Origin of the sequence: Candidatus Chlorohelix allophototropha, from assembly GCF_030389965.1 — a bacterium.
Taxonomy (GTDB): domain Bacteria; phylum Chloroflexota; class Chloroflexia; order Chloroheliales; family Chloroheliaceae; genus Chlorohelix; species Chlorohelix allophototropha.
In genome coordinates this window covers 1,945,701-1,967,311 of the sequence record NZ_CP128400.1, presented here as the reverse complement: position 1 = coordinate 1,967,311, position 21,611 = coordinate 1,945,701, and the positions used below count along the sequence as shown (strand labels likewise).

General features: G+C 47.0%; 20 protein-coding genes. 10 read left to right on the top strand and 10 right to left on the bottom strand.

Going from position 1 to position 21,611, the window contains the following annotated elements; translation table 11 throughout:
* Positions 1-17 precede the first annotated feature (17 nt).
* From OZ401_RS21055 to OZ401_RS21045, 3 genes are all read right to left on the bottom strand, one after another.
* On the bottom strand, positions 18-299 hold the full coding sequence (locus tag OZ401_RS21055; protein WP_341470496.1) for an antibiotic biosynthesis monooxygenase: 282 nt from the start codon (positions 297-299) through the stop codon (positions 18-20).
* A gap of 441 nt (positions 300-740) precedes the next feature.
* Positions 741-1,034, bottom strand: coding sequence for an antibiotic biosynthesis monooxygenase family protein (locus tag OZ401_RS21050; protein ID WP_341470495.1), 294 nt, complete (start codon positions 1,032-1,034; stop codon positions 741-743).
* A 244-nt stretch (positions 1,035-1,278) separates the two neighbouring features.
* Positions 1,279-2,982, bottom strand: a complete 1,704-nt coding sequence (locus OZ401_RS21045; protein WP_341470494.1) for a toll/interleukin-1 receptor domain-containing protein — start codon at positions 2,980-2,982, stop codon at positions 1,279-1,281.
* Between the two features lie 401 nt (positions 2,983-3,383).
* On the opposite strand from OZ401_RS21045, the gene OZ401_RS21040 reads away from it, so the two are divergent.
* The 5 genes from OZ401_RS21040 (at position 3,384) to OZ401_RS21020 (ending at position 7,719) form a co-directional block, all read left to right on the top strand.
* Positions 3,384-4,700 (top strand): IS4 family transposase, encoded by a 1,317-nt coding sequence (locus OZ401_RS21040; RefSeq protein ID WP_341470493.1) that lies wholly within the window; start codon positions 3,384-3,386, stop codon positions 4,698-4,700.
* Between the two features lie 31 nt (positions 4,701-4,731).
* Positions 4,732-4,902: a hypothetical protein gene (locus tag OZ401_RS21035; protein ID WP_341470492.1), complete on the top strand. Its 171-nt coding sequence runs from the start codon at positions 4,732-4,734 to the stop codon at positions 4,900-4,902.
* A gap of 105 nt (positions 4,903-5,007) precedes the next feature.
* Positions 5,008-5,865 (top strand): formyltetrahydrofolate deformylase, encoded by an 858-nt coding sequence (gene purU, locus OZ401_RS21030; RefSeq protein WP_341470491.1) that lies wholly within the window; start codon positions 5,008-5,010, stop codon positions 5,863-5,865.
* A gap of 291 nt (positions 5,866-6,156) precedes the next feature.
* The gene (locus tag OZ401_RS21025) at positions 6,157-6,852 is read left to right on the top strand and encodes an FMN-dependent NADH-azoreductase (RefSeq protein WP_341470490.1); all 696 of its coding nucleotides are present in this window, start codon (positions 6,157-6,159) and stop codon (positions 6,850-6,852) included.
* 264 nt (positions 6,853-7,116) lie between these two features.
* Positions 7,117-7,719, top strand: coding sequence for a DUF2087 domain-containing protein (locus OZ401_RS21020; RefSeq protein WP_341470489.1), 603 nt, complete (start codon positions 7,117-7,119; stop codon positions 7,717-7,719).
* 121 nt (positions 7,720-7,840) lie between these two features.
* On the opposite strand, the gene OZ401_RS21015 is transcribed toward OZ401_RS21020, so the two are convergent.
* From OZ401_RS21015 to OZ401_RS21005, 3 genes are all read right to left on the bottom strand, one after another.
* Positions 7,841-8,179, bottom strand: a complete 339-nt coding sequence (locus OZ401_RS21015; protein WP_341470488.1) for a hypothetical protein — start codon at positions 8,177-8,179, stop codon at positions 7,841-7,843.
* Between the two features lie 20 nt (positions 8,180-8,199).
* Positions 8,200-8,898: a hypothetical protein gene (locus tag OZ401_RS21010; protein WP_341470487.1), complete on the bottom strand. Its 699-nt coding sequence runs from the start codon at positions 8,896-8,898 to the stop codon at positions 8,200-8,202.
* A gap of 278 nt (positions 8,899-9,176) precedes the next feature.
* Complete coding sequence (locus OZ401_RS21005) at positions 9,177-10,724, bottom strand: alpha/beta fold hydrolase (protein WP_341470486.1); 1,548 nt, start codon at positions 10,722-10,724, stop codon at positions 9,177-9,179.
* Between the two features lie 692 nt (positions 10,725-11,416).
* Between OZ401_RS21005 and OZ401_RS21000 the strand changes: the two genes are divergently transcribed.
* The 4 genes from OZ401_RS21000 (at position 11,417) to OZ401_RS20985 (ending at position 13,814) form a co-directional block, all read left to right on the top strand.
* Positions 11,417-12,010 carry a YggT family protein gene (locus OZ401_RS21000; protein ID WP_341470485.1) on the top strand — a complete coding sequence of 198 codons (594 nt, stop codon included), beginning with the start codon at positions 11,417-11,419 and terminating at the stop codon, positions 12,008-12,010.
* An 89-nt stretch (positions 12,011-12,099) separates the two neighbouring features.
* Positions 12,100-12,363, top strand: coding sequence for a GlsB/YeaQ/YmgE family stress response membrane protein (locus OZ401_RS20995; RefSeq protein WP_341470484.1), 264 nt, complete (start codon positions 12,100-12,102; stop codon positions 12,361-12,363).
* 589 nt (positions 12,364-12,952) lie between these two features.
* Positions 12,953-13,321 carry a response regulator gene (locus tag OZ401_RS20990; protein ID WP_341470483.1) on the top strand — a complete coding sequence of 123 codons (369 nt, stop codon included), beginning with the start codon at positions 12,953-12,955 and terminating at the stop codon, positions 13,319-13,321.
* A gap of 295 nt (positions 13,322-13,616) precedes the next feature.
* On the top strand, positions 13,617-13,814 hold the full coding sequence (locus OZ401_RS20985) for a hypothetical protein (protein WP_341470482.1): 198 nt from the start codon (positions 13,617-13,619) through the stop codon (positions 13,812-13,814).
* A 56-nt stretch (positions 13,815-13,870) separates the two neighbouring features.
* Here OZ401_RS20985 and OZ401_RS20980 read toward each other — a convergent pair whose 3' ends face one another.
* The 4 genes from OZ401_RS20980 to OZ401_RS20965 all read right to left on the bottom strand — a co-directional run bounded on the left by OZ401_RS20980 (position 13,871) and on the right by OZ401_RS20965 (position 17,300).
* Positions 13,871-14,728 (bottom strand): metal ABC transporter permease, encoded by an 858-nt coding sequence (locus tag OZ401_RS20980; RefSeq protein WP_341470481.1) that lies wholly within the window; start codon positions 14,726-14,728, stop codon positions 13,871-13,873.
* Positions 14,718-15,587: a metal ABC transporter permease gene (locus OZ401_RS20975; RefSeq protein WP_341470480.1), complete on the bottom strand. Its 870-nt coding sequence runs from the start codon at positions 15,585-15,587 to the stop codon at positions 14,718-14,720. Before OZ401_RS20975 ends, OZ401_RS20980 begins: the two co-directional genes overlap by 11 nt.
* 19 nt (positions 15,588-15,606) lie before the next feature.
* Positions 15,607-16,311: a Uma2 family endonuclease gene (locus OZ401_RS20970; protein WP_341470479.1), complete on the bottom strand. Its 705-nt coding sequence runs from the start codon at positions 16,309-16,311 to the stop codon at positions 15,607-15,609.
* Positions 16,312-16,397: 86 nt separating this feature from the next.
* Positions 16,398-17,300 (bottom strand): metal ABC transporter solute-binding protein, Zn/Mn family, encoded by a 903-nt coding sequence (locus tag OZ401_RS20965; protein WP_341470478.1) that lies wholly within the window; start codon positions 17,298-17,300, stop codon positions 16,398-16,400.
* 377 nt (positions 17,301-17,677) lie between these two features.
* Between OZ401_RS20965 and OZ401_RS20960 the strand changes: the two genes are divergently transcribed.
* Entirely contained in the window at positions 17,678-21,577 is a 3,900-nt protein-coding gene (locus OZ401_RS20960; RefSeq protein WP_341470477.1) for a PAS domain S-box protein, read from the top strand.
* Positions 21,578-21,611 lie beyond the last annotated feature (34 nt).

Below are 21,611 nucleotides of genomic sequence, written 5' to 3'. Positions count from 1 at the left end.
AAATAGGTTGAAGCGGTTTAAATCCTAAAGAAATCGAGGGATGGGGGCGCGATAAAATATTGCCGGAACGGGCTAACCGCTGCTTCAAACTCGCTACTATTTTCGAAATTATCCGATTCGTATTTGGTTTTCCAGATGCAGATAACCACTCCTTTACCGGTGTCACTATTAGTTAGGGCGTAGCCGCGCATAAAACCCCTTTGTCGCTGGAGTATGGGCGTGGCGTGATCCCTCCAGAGTTTCATTACCTTTTCTCTAGTGGTAGGGTCAATCTCGATGTTTAAAGCGCGAGTGAACATCCCTAGAAAACTCCTTTTTAACTAACCCATAATAAAGGTCGAAAGCGGTTACCAGAAGTACCGAGAATACTATTATTGTTTTAGGTAGGTTTACTAGGAGGGCAGTTATAAATTGTTGAGTGAAACGCGCCGAGATTTATAAACACAGGAAGTGTTAGGTTAGAATACTAATAATACATTAAAATAGTATAGCAAGCATAGTTTAATTATATTACAGAGAGTCAAGAGTAATAACATCAGGATTCAGGTTTCAGCCCTGCAAAGAATGAATAGTGGGTTAACTTTTGTTAACATTATAGCGTTTGTTGTATTAGTGCAATCTTCGTGTTATTAAATCATTCTGAAATTCGGGCGGAGTGCCTCAAGCTAAACTATTAGAGGCTGACACAAATAGCGGTTACTGCAGAATGGTAGCCAATTCACTCAAGAGTTTGTGATAGTTTAAACAATATTTTCTTCGTCAAAGTAATCAATGTAAGGAGGAGTGATAAAATATTGGCGGATTGGGCTAATTGCCGCTTCAAAATCGCCGCTCTTTTCGTAATATGTCGCATCCTCTTCGGATTCCCAAATGCTGATAATCAGACCTTTGCCGGTGGTAGAATTGGTTAGGGCATAGCCGCGCACAAATCCCTTTTGTCGCTTTAAGATGAGCGTGATATGTTCCCGCCAGATTTTCATCACTTTGTCACTATTGGCAGGGTCGATTTGGGTGTTTAAGGCACGAGTGAACATCGCTTGAAATCTCCTTTTTAACTAACCCATAATAAAGGTCGAAAGCGGTTATAAGAAGTAACCGAGATACTATCACGATTCAGGTAAGTTCGACAAAAAGAGCAAGTTTATGGAACGCGCCGACATTTAGAAACAAGGAAAATGGCGTTGTAGGGTTGCTATTATTATAGTTAATAGCAAGATAGAAACACTTTAATTATATTATGAGGAGTCAAGATTACCAACGCAAAAAAGGGACAGCAAGCTAACCTTTGTTATCAACATAGCGCCACTGGTAATAGTGTTGTCCTAGATTTGTCATTTCAATTTGATAATCGGCTGGAACTGAGGGAGTATAGGTTAAAATTCGGCGTTCAAATAGCTGAACCAGTATATCCCGCTCAACACCTGCTACAGGCGCACGTGTCCAATAAGCTTCGGTGATTGGTCTGCCAAAGAAAATATCGGGGGTATTCAGATACGTGGCATCGGCAAATATTTTTCTGGTTTCGATTGTGCCATTTTCGTTCTGGATTAGTCCAGTTTTGTTCATGTAGTTTACAAAAACATCAGCAATATTATGTCCGCTAGAGCTATCATAGCTAGCCATTTTCCGTTCTTCGGGTGGGTTAAATGTAGTTACATTTCCGGCTTTATCAATTCTGGTGTTAATAACCGCACCAATCGCAGAAGGCTTGTTATTATTATTGTCCCATAGTGTGGCAACACTTTTAAAAGTAGCATAGGTAGGCGATATATTGTTTTGTGCATCCCCCACAACCGGAATAGCGCTTGCCTCAAGTTCGGTGTAAGTATTATCCCCATCCATCCGTCGCCCCGACACTAACTCCATGACCAGAAGACCATTGGTTACGTAGAAAGCGCCTGTGGTATTATTTCCCGGATAATTTACTTCCATGCGTCCTTTATCGAAATATTGAACCACTCGTGGGCTGTTATTGTACATTTCGGTACTGACTTTAGAAATGGGTGAAGCTCCCCATGTAAAACTTCTACCTATTCCCGGAATTTCACTAACAGGTTTATCTATTCTGTTCCAGACTCTTTCAATGCCAACATCATTAAACCCGGTAGCGGTTGGCACAACGGTGAAGCTTACCGGAGTTTTGACGGTGGTAACAGGCGCAGCAGTAGTGGTGGGGATGGTTGGGGGAGTGGTGGGCGGAGTTGTTTTTATGGTGGTAGCAGTAGTTTGACTTGTTACTACTACGCTAGTGGCAGCGGTAGTTTGAAGCTTAGTAGTAGTTGCTGTGGTAGGTGCTAAAGTGGTCGGGGCAATGGTGGTGGGAGTAGCAGTATTTTGATCTGTTACTAGATTAATGCTATTGGTAATGCCTGCAACAGGTGTATTGCCGGAAGCCTTATTGCTAGTAAACAACAACGCTACTACTAGAATTAGAATTGCTACTACCGCTATTATTGCCGCCCACACCGTATAAGAACTATTTACACGGGCGGGTGAATTTGAGGCGCGTTGAGTTATAACTGGTGGTGTATGAACCTGTGTCACGTTTGGGGGTATTGAAGCTTCGCGGGTGCGTAATGCTTCTATTAACTTGGCATAGCCGTTTGCCTCAAAAAGATTTACCCAATGCCAACGGCTTAAACGTCGCGGAACTTCACACTCTTGCAGTTTGGCAGGGATAATAAACAAAGTGCCTTCGGGCTTGTAATCAGCAGCATCCAAAGCTACTCGAATTTCGCGTTGGACATAGCCTTCCTTCGTGATTGAAGCAGGGGTGAGGCATACCAACACCACATGGCTTTGCTCTACCGCTTTTTCTATCTCATCTTGCCATATCTGACCCGCTATTAGATTAACTTCATCTAGCCAAGGGTCAAAGCCTTCTGCCTTTAACCGATTATATAGCTTACGTACCGCCAGTTTGTCCGAAGAAGAGTGGCACAGAAAAACCCGTAGAAGGTTATGATTTTGGGTAGTAGTCATATAAATAACTCAATCTGTTGAGCTAGAACGTTAGCCTTTAGCTACTACGTAGGTAAAATTTTAGTGTGAAGCTGACTCACCGAAATAGTAAACTCTCAATAAAAATTGGTTAAAAAGAAAAGAAACCCGCTATTGAGAATTACCGACATTATTTTGCCATAAATCAGGGTATGTTGCAATTTTTAGGCTTGAGTTTACAGGGCTGTTGCAAGAAAGGAATTGTCCCCCATAAAACGTTTCTCAAGGGGGTTTGGGTAAGGGCGTGAGATGATTTCGTAGGGGCGGTTCGTGAACCGCCCCATGGTCGTCAATTTAAAAAGAAAGGGAAGTAGACAAAAGAAAGTACCTGTGGCAAAGTTTTAATTGCCAAAAAAAACCTTAAGCCAAACACAGGTACTTTCATGGAAAAGCTTAAACAAATAGCGGGGAATTTGCAAGCCCTATTTAATGAAACAGCGCAACATCTGGCAGTGGAGACGGGTTTTCGACAACGCCGTTCAAAACTGGATGGCGCCACATTCGCCAAAGCGCTAATCGGAGGCTGGCTGTCCAATCCTGAGGCAAGTCGGAGTGAACTGGCACAAATAGCCAAGGTTAGCAAACAAGCGCTTGACCAGAGTTTTACAAGCCAAGCGGCAAGTTATTTACAGGCTTTGTTAGGTTGGTGTGTAGAAAAAATGCTAGGGCAGGAACCAGCGAGTTTGAGCCTACTGCAACGCTTCAAAGGGGTGTATGTACTGGATAGTTCGACTATCAGTTTACCGCCAACCTTGAGCGCCCATTGGCAAGGGTGTGGGAAAGAGGGTAGTCAAAGTGAGGCTGGTCTGAAACTGCACGTGGGTTTGGAACTGCTAAGCGGGGCGCTACTGGGACCGGAATTAAGTCCAGCCCGTCTGCACGATCGGCAAGGACCGCATCAAAAGCTAAGTTTACCAGCGGGGGCGCTACGGATAACCGATTTAGGCTATTTCAAATTGGGACGATTGAAAGAATTAGAAGCGCAAGCGGTATTGTACCTAACCAAAGCTCAAACCGGACTACAAGTGTACGGGGCGCACCAACAACCCTTAGCTTTGAGTAAATGGTTGGCACAACAGTCACAAAAGCTGATAGATAGGGTAGTAGAGGTGGGGGTAAAAGAACGTTTGCGCTGTCGGTTAGTGGCATGGCAAGTACCTTCTGGAGTAGTACAAACTCGTCAGCAGGCTTTCAAGGAGTTGGCACGCAAGCAGCAGCGTCCGGTCAGCGCCGAACGTCAAGCCTTAAGCTACTGGAGTGTGTATCTAACCAATCTATCGCAGGAGCAGGCTAGTCCCGCAGAAGTGGCAGTATTGTATCGGTTACGCTGGCAGATTGAACTTCTTTTCAAATTGTGGAAAAGTGGGGGTGGATTGGAACGCTGGCATAGCCACAAGCCTTGGGCGATATTATGCGAAATATATGCCAAACTGATTGGGCAAATTATTCAGCACTGGTTAGTGCTGGCAGGGGTATGGCAAGAAGCGGAACGCAGTCTCATCAAGGCTAGTCGTATTGTGCGAGCACACGCCCGCAGCTTACTGTTTCGTATTGATAATCCGCCCCACTTATTGCAAGAATTGATTTATATTTGTGCTAGTATGCAAAAAGGCTGTCGTTTGGATAGGAAAAAATCCAAACCCTCCAGTTTTCAGCTGCTTAATAGTCCTCCTATTTTGCTTCCGCAGCTCTTAAATTGACGACCATGGGGGTGAAGAAATCCAGCCCAAAATGAAGACCCTGCCTCTGACTGTACAGGGCGTGGCGTTGGCGATAAGCCCAACTAGTGTTGCCGTACCATTGGCGCAAATACCAAGTGGAAAAACTGGGCGAGCCGTCAAAGGGCAAGCGGAAGGGGGTTGCTTGGGCTTGCAGGTTGGCGGGAAGCAACACCCCCAATAGGGCAAGCCCGCCTACTTTTAATAAATTGCGCCTGTTGATTAGCCACCTCTTTTCTTGCTATACTGGAAGAAAAGTTGATGCCAAATATAGCACACGCGGGAATATATGAGCAATCACTACATCCTAACCCTTTCTTGCCACGATATAGCGGGTATTGTTGCTGCCGTTGCCGGGTTCTTGACCGAAAACGATGGGTTTATCATCGAGTCAGCCCAGTTTGGAGACCCCTCTACCGGGCGGTTTTTCATGCGTACCGAGTTCGTATTGGGCGAATACTCTTGCGGCTTTGCGGCGTTGAAACAGAAATTCGGGGTGGGGGTGGCGCACCACTTTAGTATGGAATGGCAGCTTGCCGATACCTCCATCAAACCGCGTGTGGTGATACTGGTTTCCAAATACCGTCACTGCCTGAACGACCTGCTCCATCGTTATTCCACCGGCGCGTTACCCATCGAAATCCCCTGTGTTATTTCCAATCACGATGATTTGCGGGAGCTTTGTACTTGGTACAAAATCCCCTTTATTTATATCCCGGTTGTGAATGGGGATAAATTGGCGCAAGAAGCCAAAGTGTGGGAGCATTTGGAGCAAGCGCAAGCCGAAGTGGTGGTGCTGGCGCGTTATATGCAGGTGCTTTCGCCGGGTCTGGTCTCCAAAATGGCGGGGCGTTGTATCAATATCCACCACTCGTTTCTGCCTAGCTTCAAGGGGGCGCGTCCTTATCATCAGGCGTATGATCGCGGCGTTAAGCTCATCGGCGCAACCGCTCACTATGTCACCAACGCTTTGGATGAAGGCCCGATTATCGAACAGGAAGTTGTCCGCGTAGATCATAGCAACAGCCCCGAAGCTTTGGTGGCGGTGGGCAGAGATAGCGAATGCCTCGTCCTCGCCCGCGCTCTGAAATACCACATCGAACATCGGGTGTTGGTTAATGGAAATAAGACGGTGGTGTTTCGGTAGCGGCTTATATTTAAGCAAGTCCTTTTCAATTGACACCCGTTTGGGGGAATCCTATAATCACCAATACAAAGTGCAGACAGAAGTTTGTTTGTAATGTTAGGGAGTTGTAAAACAGCATAATATAACTAGTACCAAGAATTCTAGAAGCTGCTAAGCCACCTCCAAAGCTCGGCAGTTTGCAGCTTTTAGAGACCTCACCTACTAGCTTCTTTGTAATATTCCCAATCCAAAATGTAGTTACCAGCAATAAATATTTCAACGCGACTTTGTCGTAGTATAGGATAAATAAAGATGAAGTTACTTCACATTGTAGCTACCCCACGTGGGCTTACTTCTAATACCGTGCGCGTTTCTAACGTATTATTGGAGACGCTGCTGGAAAAGTACGATGACCTGACGGTCAAGACGTTGGATTTGTTCAAAACCGACCTGCCCTCTGTGGCGGGTAGCAATATCGAATCCAAATATATGCTCATGACCGGGCAGCAACTTGAAGAGTCTGCTCTAACCTCATGGCAGCAAATCGAAAAAAGCATCGCGCAATTTTTGGATGTCGATGTTTACCTTTTGACCGTGCCGATGTGGAACTTTGGGATTCCCTACGCCCTAAAGTATTACATTGATGCCATCGTTCAACCGGGCTACCTGTTCCGATACAATGAAGAGGGTCGTCCTGAAGGACTGGTAAAGGGCAAGAAAATGATTTGCGTTACCTCACGCGGCGGGGATTACTCGACTGGTCCACTCCAAGCTTTTGATTTTGTGGAAAGCTATTTGCGTACCATTTTTGGGTTCGTGGGCATTACCGACATGCATTTTTTCAACGCCCAACCGATGGATGTTTCCCTCGATATTCGCAAAGCTGCCTACAAAAAAGTTATCGGCGAGGTTCGAGACTATGTAGCACAAAGCAGTTGGCAATTTGAGGCGGCTGCCGCAATCCTTGCCATGCCGGAGGGAATCAAGCCCGCGCCTTTGCTCGATTAAATATAGCGCGTGACGTTGCGCGATGGGGCGCATCGCTTTGCCAGCATATACGCGATGATGCTATTGAAGCCGCCAGTTGTTTTCGGCGGCTTTGATTGGCGGTTATCTTGGACTCCCCCTTACTCTCCTACACTCCGGCAGGCACATCAAGTTAATGCCCTAAAACGGTTCTTGCCACTGCTTCGGGTTTGCGGATGTTGACATTATATAAATGCCATTATATATTATAATCAGGTAAGCTATTAAAAAAAGGTAGGTAATATAATGGACAACAACTCTTTGCAAGAAACGCTTCAATTGCTGAAGGCTTTTGCTACTCCCATGCGCCTCGCAATTTGTGGGTATCTGGCAGCACGACCCGGACAAAGTATTCAGGTGGCAGAACTCGCGCAAATACCCGGCGTTATCCGTGAAGGTTTTGAGAAAGACCTACGGCAATTATCCGATGCTGGTTTGGTAACTGTCACGGAGTGGGTAAACTGGGTAAATTCAGGCGAACGACTCCCGGCAGCACTTTCCATTAATCCTGCCTACCAGCAAATTATGTCCGCGCAGATTGCTGGTTTGCAGCGCATTAATAAAACCCTTGCCCCCGTAACAGCTAAACCTATTCAAGATGAGCGTGAGAAAACGCTCTCGCACTTTTTCAAAGATGGACGTTTACTGGAAATGCCGGTACAGTTAAAGCGCCAGCAGTACATTCTAGAAGTAATTGCCGCTTCGTTTGAGCCTGACAAACGCTACACTGAACGAGAGGTAGATGCTTTGCTCAAAACCATCTACCCGAAAGACCACTGCACCTTGCGCCGGAATCTGATAGATTTCAAACTTCTCCAAAGAGAGAATGGAATTTACTGGAAAATATAAAAGTAGGTTACGTGTTGTTACGAATAAAAAGGCTCTAGCTAATAAAGACAAGGGGCTTAAACCCCTTGTCTGAAATCACCTCTAAAATGGATGTGAAAAGTTACCTTGCGAACGATACCTCTTAACCCTCCGGCGTTTCCAATTTGGTGTTAGCCAGATTTGGTTGAGGGGTGGAAGCATTACTGCCCGCGGCTTGTGCCGACAAGTTGGGGCGCATTACCGCTTGTGAAAGATTGGCTCTAGCTAATGCCGGCATTACCATCCCGTGACCGGACGGCATAAACTCGCGGTCTTCCGCAATTGAAGCAATAATCCGATAGCTTTGCCCGCCCGCCTCAGTTTTGGCATGCACAATTGCTTGGCTCTCGGAAAGGCTAATTTCAGCCTGTACCCCCGCTTCCTTTAGACATTCCTGTATTTTCTTGGCGAGGGTTACTTGAATATTTCTCTTACTTTCCATTGTTAAACCTCCTTGGACTGCTATCGTGGCAGTAACGCTAACGAAACATGCTCATTGACATTGACCGCGCCGCCGCCGCTGCGAGTGCCATCCCCCGGCAGTAAGTAAATCATATCGAATCTGCGGTCGGCAAACAAGGCGAGGCGAGAGTCCAACATTGCTTGCAGCGTTGCCACTCCACCCGGCACTCCGCCGTTCAAGCGGTCATTGATTGCACCGGTGCAGAAAGGGCCACCCCCATTATAATGGTAACTCCAGCCATCAACATGCGCGTGTAAATGACCTGCGCCATCCAAGAAAAGTACCACATAATAATCTATATCCCCATCGGCATCGCTACAGTACCACGGGGTACTAACATGGAAGTTGAAAAAGATACGCACCAACAAATCCATATCGGCGTGTCTGCCGGGGTCTTTGGAATGATACGGCACGTAGCGCCACGGAATCCAACCCGCTTTGATACCGGAGGTTCGGTGCGCTTCTCCGCCCCCGAAGATGCGGTCAACTCCGGCTAAAACATCGCTTGCGTTAAGGATGGGCAGCAAATCGACTACAAACTCGCGATCTTCGCGTTCCCATACCAAGGTGCTATGGGTTGAGCCGATATTACCCCAGTTGATAAAAGCCCATCCCCCGGCAGGATGTCCAATGTTCAAGAATTGGGTGTTGCCCCGAAAATCGGTGTCTTGAAACCAGTAATTGGTCAATACAGGCATATTTATACCTCCACGATAGAAAGATTTTATACAAATAATAAGGAACTTAACAAAGCCGTGGTGAGAAAGAAAGAGACTGACGCGCCGGAACTGCTACGCCTTTCAGAAATGTACTACTATTGGCTATTTCTAGTAAACGCTAGGAAAATATTTTTTTACGATTCGATATCGAATTATTTGTGGAAATTCATTTAAACCGTGTTGAGGAAGATGCCTTAAAAAATAAAGGCTGGGATAAAATATCCCAACCTGTTTTTAGCTTTGTTAATCACACAGAATTAGCCGAGTGTGGCTGATATGTCTTTCAGAACTGTATGGTTGTCATTTTTGAGGCTGCTTTTGCTCATAAGCTCGCTTACAATCTGGTTGAACTGGAAGGGCTTTTCGTCATTGCAAGCCATTCGGGTATCATCCAAAATTTTAAGCTCAGCTTTGGGCAACTGTTGTACAAGTTTGTACGCCTCTTGGATTGGGGTAATCCGTGATTCCCTACCCCACACTAGCACCACGGGTTGCTGCAACTTACCGAAAGCTGAGCTAAAATTCGCATTGAGCTTGCCCGCCAAAAAGGCAAGTGGCGCGTGTTCTGCTCCCTTTTGGTGGGCGGCAATGTAGTAATGCTCTACTAGCTCGTATTTAACCTGACTCGTATCATAATAAAGCTGGTTTTGCATAAATGAGCGAATATTAAAGCGAGAGGCTACGAAGCTAAATAATCCCTGCCCTAATATCGGCAACCGCAAGAAGGGGTAGCTATAACTTCCTGTAACATTAGCGCCGGAAATTCCGGCAGCCCTGTTAATTCCGCTCGGTTCTAACAGTACCAACGCGTTTACCAGTTCAGGGTGGCGATGCGCCACTTGGATAGCATGCCCCGCCGATAGGGAGGATGCCACCAACCCGGCGGGTTTTTTCACCACTATTCGCAGAAAATCTGCCATCAGGTTGATATATAGCTCGGCGGTGTAGGAAATCAGGGGTGAATGTTCGCTCTTACCAAAGCCTAACAAGTCATAGGCATAAACATGGTAATCTTGCGCCAGCGCTTCAAAATTCCTACGCCATTCGTAGCTACTCGCGCCTGCCCCTATGCCATGTACCAGCACAATCGGGGGATTTTCGACATTTCCTGCCTCTTTATAGAAAATTTGACCCCAACGCGAGATGAAATTCTGTCCCTGCCCCACTAATTTGCTTTCGAGGATTGGCACATTATTCCACAAACGCTTATTGTTCCAGTTGAGTCCTGCTGCCGTTAAGGCAGTTAATCCTATAGTGTTACGGATAAAGTGTTTTTCCTTCTTGGGTTTCTCATACTTACCGTTAAGCACCACCGCTTGCGCTCCAAAGTTTTTCAACTCTTTGGCAGCTTTCGCGGACAACTTATTGTTCGGCAACTTCATTTCTGAGATGGCTGGTTGTTTTTCAACCATTTTGGTTAATTGTTCCTTAACCTCAGCCAACTTTTTCTCAGGCTCAAGCTGACTCACGAAATCGCCGACCATACCGGGCAATTTCTCGACCTGATGGACAGCGTTGTTAAATTTCTTCTCGGTTTCAAGCTGACCCACGAAATCGCCGACCATGCCGGGCAATTTCTCGACCTGATGGACAGCGTTGTTAAATTTCTTCTCGGTTTCAAGCTGACCAACGAAGTCGCCGACCATGCCGGGCAATTTCTCAACCTGATGCACCGCGTTGTTAAATTTCTTCTCAGGCTCAAGCGAGTCTATTAATTTATTTGTCTGTTTTTGCCAATTATGAAGTTTTTTATCGGCTTGTTTTCGGAACAAGTGCAACTTCTTATTGGTTTGTTTATTAAACATGGGCTTATCCTCTTTCGTTAAAATAGTTTCTGAACAATGTCTGATTCTATAAGAAAGCAAGAATTATGCCACCATAAAATAGCAATTCTCTACATTTGGGTATTACCTTTGTTAGGGAGTACCTATAAGGGATCTATAAAGTGATTATGACTTCACAAATCTTTCCCCCATTACAAACAGGTTTCCAAAAAGTTCCATCCTTTAGTTATAAGCATAGGGCAACTAACTAAAATAGTCGGTTCGCTATCACACATACAATGAATCCCCACAAGAATCCGATCGGGTGCATAATGAAATGGCGATTATTCTATAAGTGCGGTAACAGACAGACCACGTTCCTTTTCTGGCGTATTCTATTATTAAGCAAGAAACTGTCGCTGTAACTATATCTCTTCTCCCTGAAATGCTTAAACGTGAAAAGACCCCTCAACTCTTGAGAATCAAAAAAAGGTAACAACAATTTACCCCCTAACCCCTTCAAGGGGAAAAGGAGAGAGCGTGGAGTTATAGGGAACATCCCTATGACCCCGGCGGGGAAATTCCCCCCTGTCTGCCTGTGCCCTGAAAGGGTATGAACCCGTAGGGTTACACCCCCTTTTCGTTAATTCGTTTCAAGGGCTGAGTAGTTACAAAATACCTTTAAAAAAGCGTCCCGGCGTTCTAAAACAACCGGGAAATAGGAGACAAAATATATGGATTCACCTCTAGACCCACAAAGAAGGGGCAACCTGACCGGAGATATTGTGATCGATTCAAACCCGCCGGTTAACCAACCGCCTTTAATGCCGGATCAGCCGATCCCTCAGCCGATTAATAACCAGCGAAACTATTCTCAGGCAGGTAACGCTAGTGTGGAAACCGTTCGCCAGAGCTATTATGACCCAACCGGGGCATTAGTGGAAAAGCAAGAGCAAGTAGTAGATGACCCCTTCACTCGCCGCAATAATATATTAGAACGGACAACTCAGATAATCTACTTTGTATTGGGTATTTTAGAAGTATTGTTGGCGCTACGTGTGCTCTTACGCTTTATCAGTGCGGATAATGGTTCCGGTTTTGCCAACTTTATTTACAACTTTAGCGCCCCGTTTGTTGCGCCTTTCAATGGCATTTTCAATAATGACCAAGTGCTTAATCGAGTCGGGGTTATAGAATTCTCTACCTTACTGGCAATGGTTATTTATTCTTTATTTGCTTATGGAATGGTCAGGCTACTATATATAGTGTTTGAACCTAACCGTAGCAGCAAAGAAATTTATTCGACTTCTAGCCGTCGTAAGTTTTAGCTTAAAAAATAGAAGGGTATATGTTCGGCATAGCCCTTCTGAATTTATCTTTACTAAATTTGAGAATAAAACAAAAAGGAGATATGTATATGAGTATTGTTGCATGGATCGTAGTCGGCTTGATCGCTGGCTGGATTGCTAACATGATTATGAGTAGCGGGGCGGGTGGCTTAGTTGCCGACCTAGTGCTAGGTGTATTGGGCGCTATGTTAGGTGGGTTCCTCTTAGGCGTGGTTACCGGGGTTGATTACACTACCGGGATCAACATACCTACTATTTTGGTATCAATCGGAGGCGCAGTTATCTTGATTGGAGTCTACCGAATGCTAAGTGGAACCCGGTTGCGTAGTTAATTAAGCGCAACTGCATGAGGTGGCTGTAGCCGATGCGGCTATAGCTCCCTCACGTATTATTGTAAGATTCAGGAATAACCCACGATGAACCTTCCTTTGGGAAGTATCTATTAAAGTATATGTAAAAAAATCATAGCTAGAATAACACATATACTATACCCCCTTTCTATTTAAATAAATTAATGGTATAATAAACTACTAATAAAACTTTTGTGAAAAAATTCTTGAACATTGTTTGCTTGCCTATTTCTCCTAACAAGTAGGAGTGTAGATGCTTTTATGAGTTAACGAGCAGAATTAAGCTCAGTTAGCGTAGTAATTCTAGCTTAGATAAAGAATCTTAGCACCATATTTTAGAATACATCCTCCCTCTTTATTTTTAGCAGCACAAACATTAGACAAATCTTAAATTTAGCCTACTTCTTGGGGAAGTTGGTTGAATTATTTAGCTTATCGCAATGGCGCGATAGGTATGTTTATAGCCACACGAAAAACAATGGGGTGGCTCTAACCAGCCACTCTTTTTTTACTAGCTAGTTTTAATTAAAATAAATATATTAGGTTGAGGTTGGGTGGAGGATTATTACCCATGGTGATTCTAATTGTTAATGGTGACCACGACTTCAGAAATATCGTCCGTATAATTCTCAAACCGTATGGTTATGATGTGGTGGAAGCCGGCAGTTATAGGGAAGGGTTCTGGAGAGCGGTTGAATTCAAGCCCCAGATTGTGTTAATGGATAATATTATTACCTCTAAGTCTGGTATTGATTTGTGTAGGGATATTCAAGCAATTTCCGGTATGCAAGCCACTGAATTTTTAATTTTTACTGACTTTGATGATGAGTTAGAAAAGGTTGTGGGTATCAGTATAATGGGTGTGATTAAAAAGCCCTACATATTTCCTGAACTGAGAAAACTACTACCCTTCTCTTCTATTCAAGAGCAAGCTGGTTAAGCTTGCATTTAGACTATTGACCCCTCGAGCTTTTCCTCGATGAGCAGCATAACCTTAAAGCCGGGAATAAGTCACCCGGCTTTTTATTACTAAGTCCTGTCCCTAAGTGCGGTAACAGACAGACAGTATTTCTTTTTTGGCTTATCCTGCTATTAGGCAAGAAACTGTCGCTTAACTATATTTCTTTTCCCAAAAATGCTTAAGCGTGAACCCCTCGGCAGCTCTTGAAATTTCCATTGGCATTTTAGACACCAAACTTAAAACTTTTTAGAACCTTATAATGGAGGATTGAATAATGAAACTTGGCAAACACAACAAAGCTAAAGGTAAAGCTAAAGTAGTTGCGGTCAAAGCGGGAGATGTGATGAGTGATGCGGAACTGCTCGCCAAAGAAGCTGTTGCTAAGCTCCAAACTGCGACCGGGAAAGTGGTTGATGCGGCTAAGGAGAAAGTGGAAACTGTAGGCAAGCAGAAAAACAAACACAAGAAATAGTAATCCTCGACTCTCTCCTATCGCCGGAATCGTTCGGCGGGAGAGGGCTTATTGATTCAAGCGCGGGCGGGACGTAGACGGCGGGTGAGTAGCCCGTAGCGGGGCGAGAGGAAGTACGCCAGCAGGAAGAAAATGGTCAGCACCAGCACCACCATTGCGCCCGACACCAGATTCAGATGCCACGCCAGATACACGCCCATCACTCCACCTAGCAGCGAAAGCAGACCCGACAGCAGCATGACCATGCGCAGTCGGTCGGTGAGCAGACGCGCCGTAGCGGGAGGCGTGACCAGCAACGCCACCGTTTGGATGTTGCCAACCGCCGGAAGTGCGGCTACCACCACCAGCGAGAGCAACGCCAGAAAGCCCAATTCCAGCAGCGCGACAGGTAAACCCTGCGCCATCGCCATCGCCCGGTCGAACGACACCAGCAAAATCTCCTTACGCGCCAGCCCATACGCCAATATCACCAGCAGAGTCACGACAGCCGCAATCACAATATCATCGTCACCTACTGCAAAGAGTCGCCCGAACAGGAACTCGCTCAGGCGGCGAAACAGCCCCGCGCTACTGATGAGCATAATGCCAGCCGCGAACGCCCCGGTGTAAATCGTGCCGATCGCGGAGGCGTGACCGACTCGCGAATTGCGACTGCTCAAGCCGATTAATAGGCTGATACCCACCGCTACCACCATGCTGGTTAGCAGCATATTCCAGCCCAGCAGCGCGGCAAGCACCACCCCCGGAAAGATGGCGTGGGAGAGCGCCAGCGTGAGGAAGCTCAAGCCGCGCAACACCACATATGTACCGACTATCGCCACTGCCACGCTCAGAATAGCGATTTCCAGCAAGGCGCGTTGCACATAGGGCGCAGAGAGCGGTTCGAGCAGGAAGCGGGTTACATCATCCCACATTGGCAGGCGACTCCTTTCGGCGGAAACGACTCAGCCAACCGTAGCGCGGAGAAAATGTCAACGCCAACAAGAAAAGCAAGCTTGAAACCGTCACGATGGATGCGCCTCCCGCCAAACGCATATAATAGGAAAGATAGATGCCAATGAGGCTGGCTAGGAAGGCGAAAACCGCGCTGAGAATTATCAAGCGGTAGAGCCTATCGGTGAGCAGACGCGCCGTAGCAGCAGGCGTGATGAGGAATGCCAGCACCAAAATATTGCCAACGGCGGGCAACGCCACTACCACCGTGAGCGCGACTCCCAGATACAACGCTAAGTCGAGCCACCAACCGCTATAGCCCATTGCGCGTGACATCGAGGGGTCGAAGCTGCTCAACAGCAGTTCCTTGCGCAACGCCACAAACAGCAGCGTCACCAACCCGCCCACTAACAGCGTATTGGTAAGGTCTTGCTCGGTTACGCCGAAGAGTTGCCCGAACAGGATGTCCACCGAAGTACCCCGAAGGCTTTTGTCCGATAACGCCAGCGTGGTTAGAATTACGCCCAACGCAAACGCCCCCGTGAAGAAAATGCCCGTTGCCGAATCTTCGCTGACCTGCTCATGGCGACTGGTAAAGCTCACCAGCACCGTCACTACCAACGCCGCTACGAACGCGCCCGCAAAGGTGTTACCGCCCATCAGTAGCGCCACCGCGATTCCCGGCAAGATGGCATGCGACAGTCCGTCCACGATAAAGGCGATGCCCCGCAATACCACGTACACGCCCACCACCCCCGAAAGTACGCTAATCAACGCCAGTTCTTTCAGGGCGTTTTGGGTAAAGGCGGTGGTGAAGGGTTCGATTAACCAATCCAACATAATTTATCGGTTAGGGAGGCTACAACTGCTCAGGGTCAATGCCCAACTCGCGCAACTTAGCCCATGCCGCCTCTTTCGCCGCTTGCTCGGCTTCGGCTTCAGTGGGGCGCATCTCACCGTTCCGGTCGTACAGGCGCAAATACGCCCCGTCCTCTCCCAACCAACTCTCCAATTCCTCGCTCCAAAGCCAGCCGCGTTCGTCCGGCAGAATCGTTTCGGGCTGCTTGCTAGCCCCATAGCGCCAACCCAGCAGACGCTTCCCTACCCGCTTTGGATATACTTGTGGTTCGTTGGGGTCGTAGCTGAAATATTCCTTTACCCCTATCAAGCCATACGAGCGCGGTTTCTTGTCCGGGTTGATGTCGCCGGAGTAGGTGCTGCCTGAGCTTACTTCTAACACCAGCGGGGGGCATTGGCGTTTTCCGCCGCGCATATCCCAACTGGATAAACGCAATTGTTCATCCGCTGCTATCTCAATCCCCTTGAACAAGGCGATGTCTGGTACGATTAAATTCTCCGAGTTCTCAATCTCCTCGTGGTAGTGGTTGAAATTGCCCGCCACCATCCACCCCTCCTTGTGGTACAGCCATTTCAGCACTTCCAGCAGATAGGTAAAGAGCGTTACTTGCGGTAAACTGTCGCCCATTAAATCCTCGTGAGTGGGGTGAGTATCGTAGTAATATTCCAGTTTTGAAGGGCTAATATCCGTTTTGCGTAGCGCCATATGCTTGCGCCTCCCGAAATACAGGGTTATTTCAATAGCTGCCTCATGTTAGCACAACCGCTCTAAAAACAGCAATAGTGCATCCGCTATTTCAAGCCGTTGGCAATATTGCGAGCGTTGGACAGCAGCATCTTGAGATAGGTTTCGCCCTCGCTGCCCGGTTCGCCTAGCGCATCCCCGTACAGATTGGAGAAGATTTTCACGCCTGCTTCCTTGCTGATTTGCTCTGCCAACTTGGGGTTGATGGTGGTTTCGGTGAAAATGGCTGGCACTTTCTCCGCCTTGATGCTCTTGACCAATTCGGTTAGAGCCTGTGCGCTCGGCTCGGCGGTACTATCGAAACTGGGGATTATCGAGCCGACAATTTTCAGGTTGAACTGAGCGGCAAAGTAGGTAAAGGCTTCGTGGTTGGTGACGAGCTTGCGCCGATCGGCAGGAATAGTGTCGAGCAAAGTTTTCATCTGCCGCGTGGTATCGTCAATTTGTGCTTTGTAGGTGGTGGCGTTGGCTTCATAGGTGGCGCTACCCGCCGCGTCCACCTTCGCCAACCCCTTCGCGATGTTGTCCACCATGATTTTGCCGTTGTCGGGGCTGTGCCAGATGTGCGGATCGGTATCGCCCTGCGCCGTTTTCTGCACGCTCACGCCATCGGAAAGCTTTACCAGCGCGGCTTTGGTGCCGCTATTCTGCACCGTTTTGTCCAGCCACGCTTCCAGCCCTAGCCCGTTGGACAGCACCAGTTGAGCGTTAGCCAGCGCTTTGGAATCCTCGGCGGTAGGCTCATAATCGTGCGCATCCCTACCGGGCTTGAGAATGGCGTAAATCTCGGCGCGATCTCCCGCCACGTTTTTTGCCATGTCGGCAATGACGCTGGTAGTCGCCACCACTTTGATTTTGCCGCTCGCGCTTGAGTTGGTAGCAGTATTATCGCCACACGCCGCCAATAGCATTAATAGCATCAAATTTATAAGCAAGAAGCGTATTTTCATTAGTAGCCCTCTAAGCATGATTTTGAGATACAGTATCATTACCCGCAAGCAATAATATAACCTTGCGCTTTGCCTGTCAAATAAATGATACACAGTTTCAAAATGGCTAGAATTATTTGAACACGCCCTTCGTGGGGCTAATAAATATAGTAAAATACAACTATATTAGTAGGGGTATTTGTAACTATTCACCCCCTAACCCCCTCAAGGGGGAAAGAGGGGAGAGGGTAAGTTCAAGGGGACACCCCTTGCGACCCCGCACAGGGGTTGCACCCCTGAGAACCCCGCTTGGATTCCGTTAGTTACATAGGTCTATTTTCTATTTGGCTGACTTGTTACGGGTATTTATGAATTATTGATATACCGAGAAAACATGGATGAAGATATTACTAAATGGTGAGGGGAGTGACTTCGCCACTATCAGCGCGATACTTACTGCTACTACCGCTTTCGAGGTCATTTCGACGGAGGCTTGGCAAGTGCAGCGGTTAGCGACCCCGCTTGACTTAATATTACTGGATATGGAAGCGCGGGATTTTAAGGGCATAGAAACCATTGACCGCTTACAGCGACTGTATCCCCACTTGCCGATGGTACTGCTTGCCGGAGAAAATCAGGAAGAAGCCGCGCTAGAAGCTATTCGCCGAGGGGCGCAAGATTATCTGCTCAAAGCAGAGCTAACCCCTACCCTGCTGGTACGAACTATACGCCTTGCCTGCGAACGCCACCGCTCACAGCAACACTTAGCGCAACCAAGTCAACGTTATCGCGAAATCTTAGATACCCGCTCAGAGATGATTTTTCGCTATACCCCTGATTTTATAGTGACTTACGCCAACCGCGCTTACGGTCAGCATCATAATCTTTCGCCCGAAGAAATGATCGGGAGGAATATTCTGGAGTTGATACCCGAAGAAGACCGCGCTCGCGCCAAAGCCCATGTAGAAAGTCTCAGTGCGTCAAACCCGCTTGGCTCTTCCGAGCATCGCTCTATCTTGCCGGATGGCTCGGTGAGTTGGTCTTTGTGGACTGACCAAGCCATTTTTGATGCTAGCGGCAACCTTATCGAATTTCAGGGCACGGGACAGGATATTACCCCCCTCAAACAACTAGAACTGACTGTGCGCGACCAGAATAAGCTTTACCGCATTATTTTTGAAAACAGCTTTGATGGGTTGATGCTTACCGCGCCGGATGGCAGGATTTTTGACGCTAACCCTGCTGCTTGTGCTATGTTGGGTTATTCTAAAGAAGAAATCTGTACGCTCAGTCGTGACGTTCTTGTGGATTTAACCGATTCACGGCTGGAGGATTTTTTGAAAAAGCGCAGCGCCGAGGGCTATGCCATCGGTGACCTTATCCATATCCGTAAGGATGGGGGGAAGCTTTTAACCCATGTATCTTCTCAAATATTTCAAGACGAGCAGGGAAAAATACTTGCCAGTGTACGCATCAGGAATGTTTCCGAATCCCGACGCTTGGAAGAAGCCTTGCGCGACAGTGAGGAGTTATACCGTAGCCTTATCGAAAGTAGCGATTCGATTATCGCGCTTATCGACAAGGCGGGTCGCTTCCATTTCGTAACTGAGAAAGGCGCACGGCAATTGCGTACAACGCCTTCTGAAATTGTCGGTAAATTCTTGGCTGATTGGTTTCCGCCTGATAATGCAACTAGAATGTTAGCTAATATCCGGCAAGTTCTCCAAGGTGGACAGGGTAACATCACCGAAGAACGAGTTGGTATTCCCGGCGCGGTTCACTGGTATCGCACCAGTATTCAGCCAGTGCGCAATAAAGAGGGACAGCCGATTTTTGCTTTAATTAACGCCGATGATGTATCTGATATGAAGCTGGCAGAGGAGAAAATCCGCAATTCTGCCCGCCGCTTGGAAGGCTTGAACGCGCTTGATAAGGCAATATTGGTCGCTAATAATGTGGAGGAATTAGCTCGGTTGGCGATCGAGCAACTGGTTAAACTAGTTCCTTGCCAACGTGCCACCATTTCCTATGTCGATTTGAACGAAAAATTTCTTTTCCCGATTCATAGCTGGTCGCAACTGGATACAAGCGTAAAGCCCGGAATAAAATTTCCTATCCACGAATCATACTTAAAATTGATAGAGGCTGAATCTTATCTACTCCGTACCGAACTGGATAACTCTCCCAATCAAATCCCACGTCAGTTTTATAAAGAAGGTTTTAACTCGATGCTCTATGTTGGGTTGAAAACCGGAGGTAAGCTTATCGGGCTAATGCTACTGCTTTCCAGCGATCCAGCTTTTTTCACTCAGGAATACCTTAACATTGCGCTTGAAATCGGGGATATTTTGGCGATCGGGATTAGTAATGTCAAAATGAACCAGACAATACGGGAACATTCTGCCGAACTGGAAGAAAAAGTAACGTTGCGCACCGCCGAATTGGAGCAAGCCCGTAACCGCGCCGAATCTATCTTTCAAAGCAGTAGCGATGGCATCCTGATTATTGCTTCCGACTCTGAAATTGAACGCGCTAACGCGGAAGCCTACGTTTTGTTTGAGGATATGGGTAAGGGCGCTACCAAAAAGCTGCTATTCCTTACTAATGAAACAGATCGCCCTATACTGGAAAAAGCTATAAGCGCGGCTTTACTTAGCGGCAAGATACAGCGTTTAGAAGTAGCCCTCCGGCGTAGCGGAGAACAATATTTTGAGGCAGAATTAGGCATTGCCCCGTTAGGTAGCCCCGCGGTGGACAAGCCTTCATTGGTTTGTACCGTGCGGGACATAACCGAACGCAAGCTTGCCGAAAATGCCGTGCGTGAAAGTGAACTGCGCTATCGTTTGCTGGCAGATAATATCACCGATATGGTGGCGGTGCATACGCCGGAGGGGAAATATACTTATGTTTCGCCTTCGCTCAAGATGTTGGCAGGCTATCAGCCGGAAGAATTGGTGGGTAGATATGGCGTTGAGTTTGTTCACCCTGATGATGTCGCTCTTGCAACCTCTGCCTATGCCAGAGCCACTGTTAAACGCGCTCATTATAATCCAACAATAACGCGTTTCCGCCACAAAGATGGGCATTATATCTGGCTGGAAACTGTGGGGCAGACACGCTATTCTGAAGAAACGGGCAAACCGGTAGAACTTATTACCAGCACCCGTGATATTACAAAGCGCAAAGAGGTGGAAGATGCCTTAGCAGAAGAACGCAATCTGCTACGCAACTTGATTGATAACATCCCGGACTATATTTACATTAAGGATAAAGAACACCGCTATATAATGAATAACACCCCCCATGCTCGTTCGATGGGTACAAACTCTCCGGCGGAGGTGGTGGGTAAGACCGACTTTGATTTCTTCCCGCCCGAATTTGCCGAAAAATACCATGCGGATGAGGACGAAATATACCGTAGCGGGGAAGCCATTATAAATAAAGAAGAAAAATCATTTGGATTAAACCGAGAACCGATTTGGGCGGCTACCACTAAAATACCCCTGAAAAACTTGAGCGGGCAATTGGTAGGCTTGGTGGGCATAACCCATGATATAACCGGACTAAAGCGCACTCAGGAAATTATTCAGAATGCGCTTGAAAAAGAGCAAGAGCTAAGCGAACTAAAATCGCGCTTTATCTCGATGGCATCGCACGAGTTCCGCACACCGCTGGCAATCATTATGGTAATCGCCGAAAATCTCGGTCTTTATCGTGACCGGATGGACGAGCAGCAAATTGAGCAGCGCATTGTTGGGATAAAGAAGCAAGTTAAACGTCTCACCGATATAATAGAAGATATGCTCGATTTGTCCCGTATCCAAGCAAATCGCATTGAGTTTAAGCCAGTATTGACCGACCTAGATGCCTTCTGCAAAGAAATAATCGAAGAATTTGAGAGTAGGCTGGATGTTCTTCATCCCTTTAGCTATAGCTGTATTGATACCCCCTTGCTATTAAAGCTGGATACCGCTCTTTTTCACCGAATAATGAATAATTTGCTTTCCAATGCGGTGAAATATTCCAATCCGGGCAGTACGATTTTTATCAGTGTAGAAAAGCAGGCAGGGTTTATTCAATTGCAAATCAGGGATGAAGGCATCGGAATACCCGAAGCGGATATTAAGCATATCTTCGAGCCATTCCATCGCGCCGCTAATGTGGAAGCTATTTCTGGAACTGGGCTTGGGTTGGTAATTGCCAAACAATCGGTAGAGCTTCACGGGGGCAGTATCAGCCTCGATAGTACCCCCGATATAGGCACAACTGTCACCGTAAGCTTACCTGACCTAAAGTGAAAAGGGGCAGTTCAAACCTTGCCTTTCCAAATTA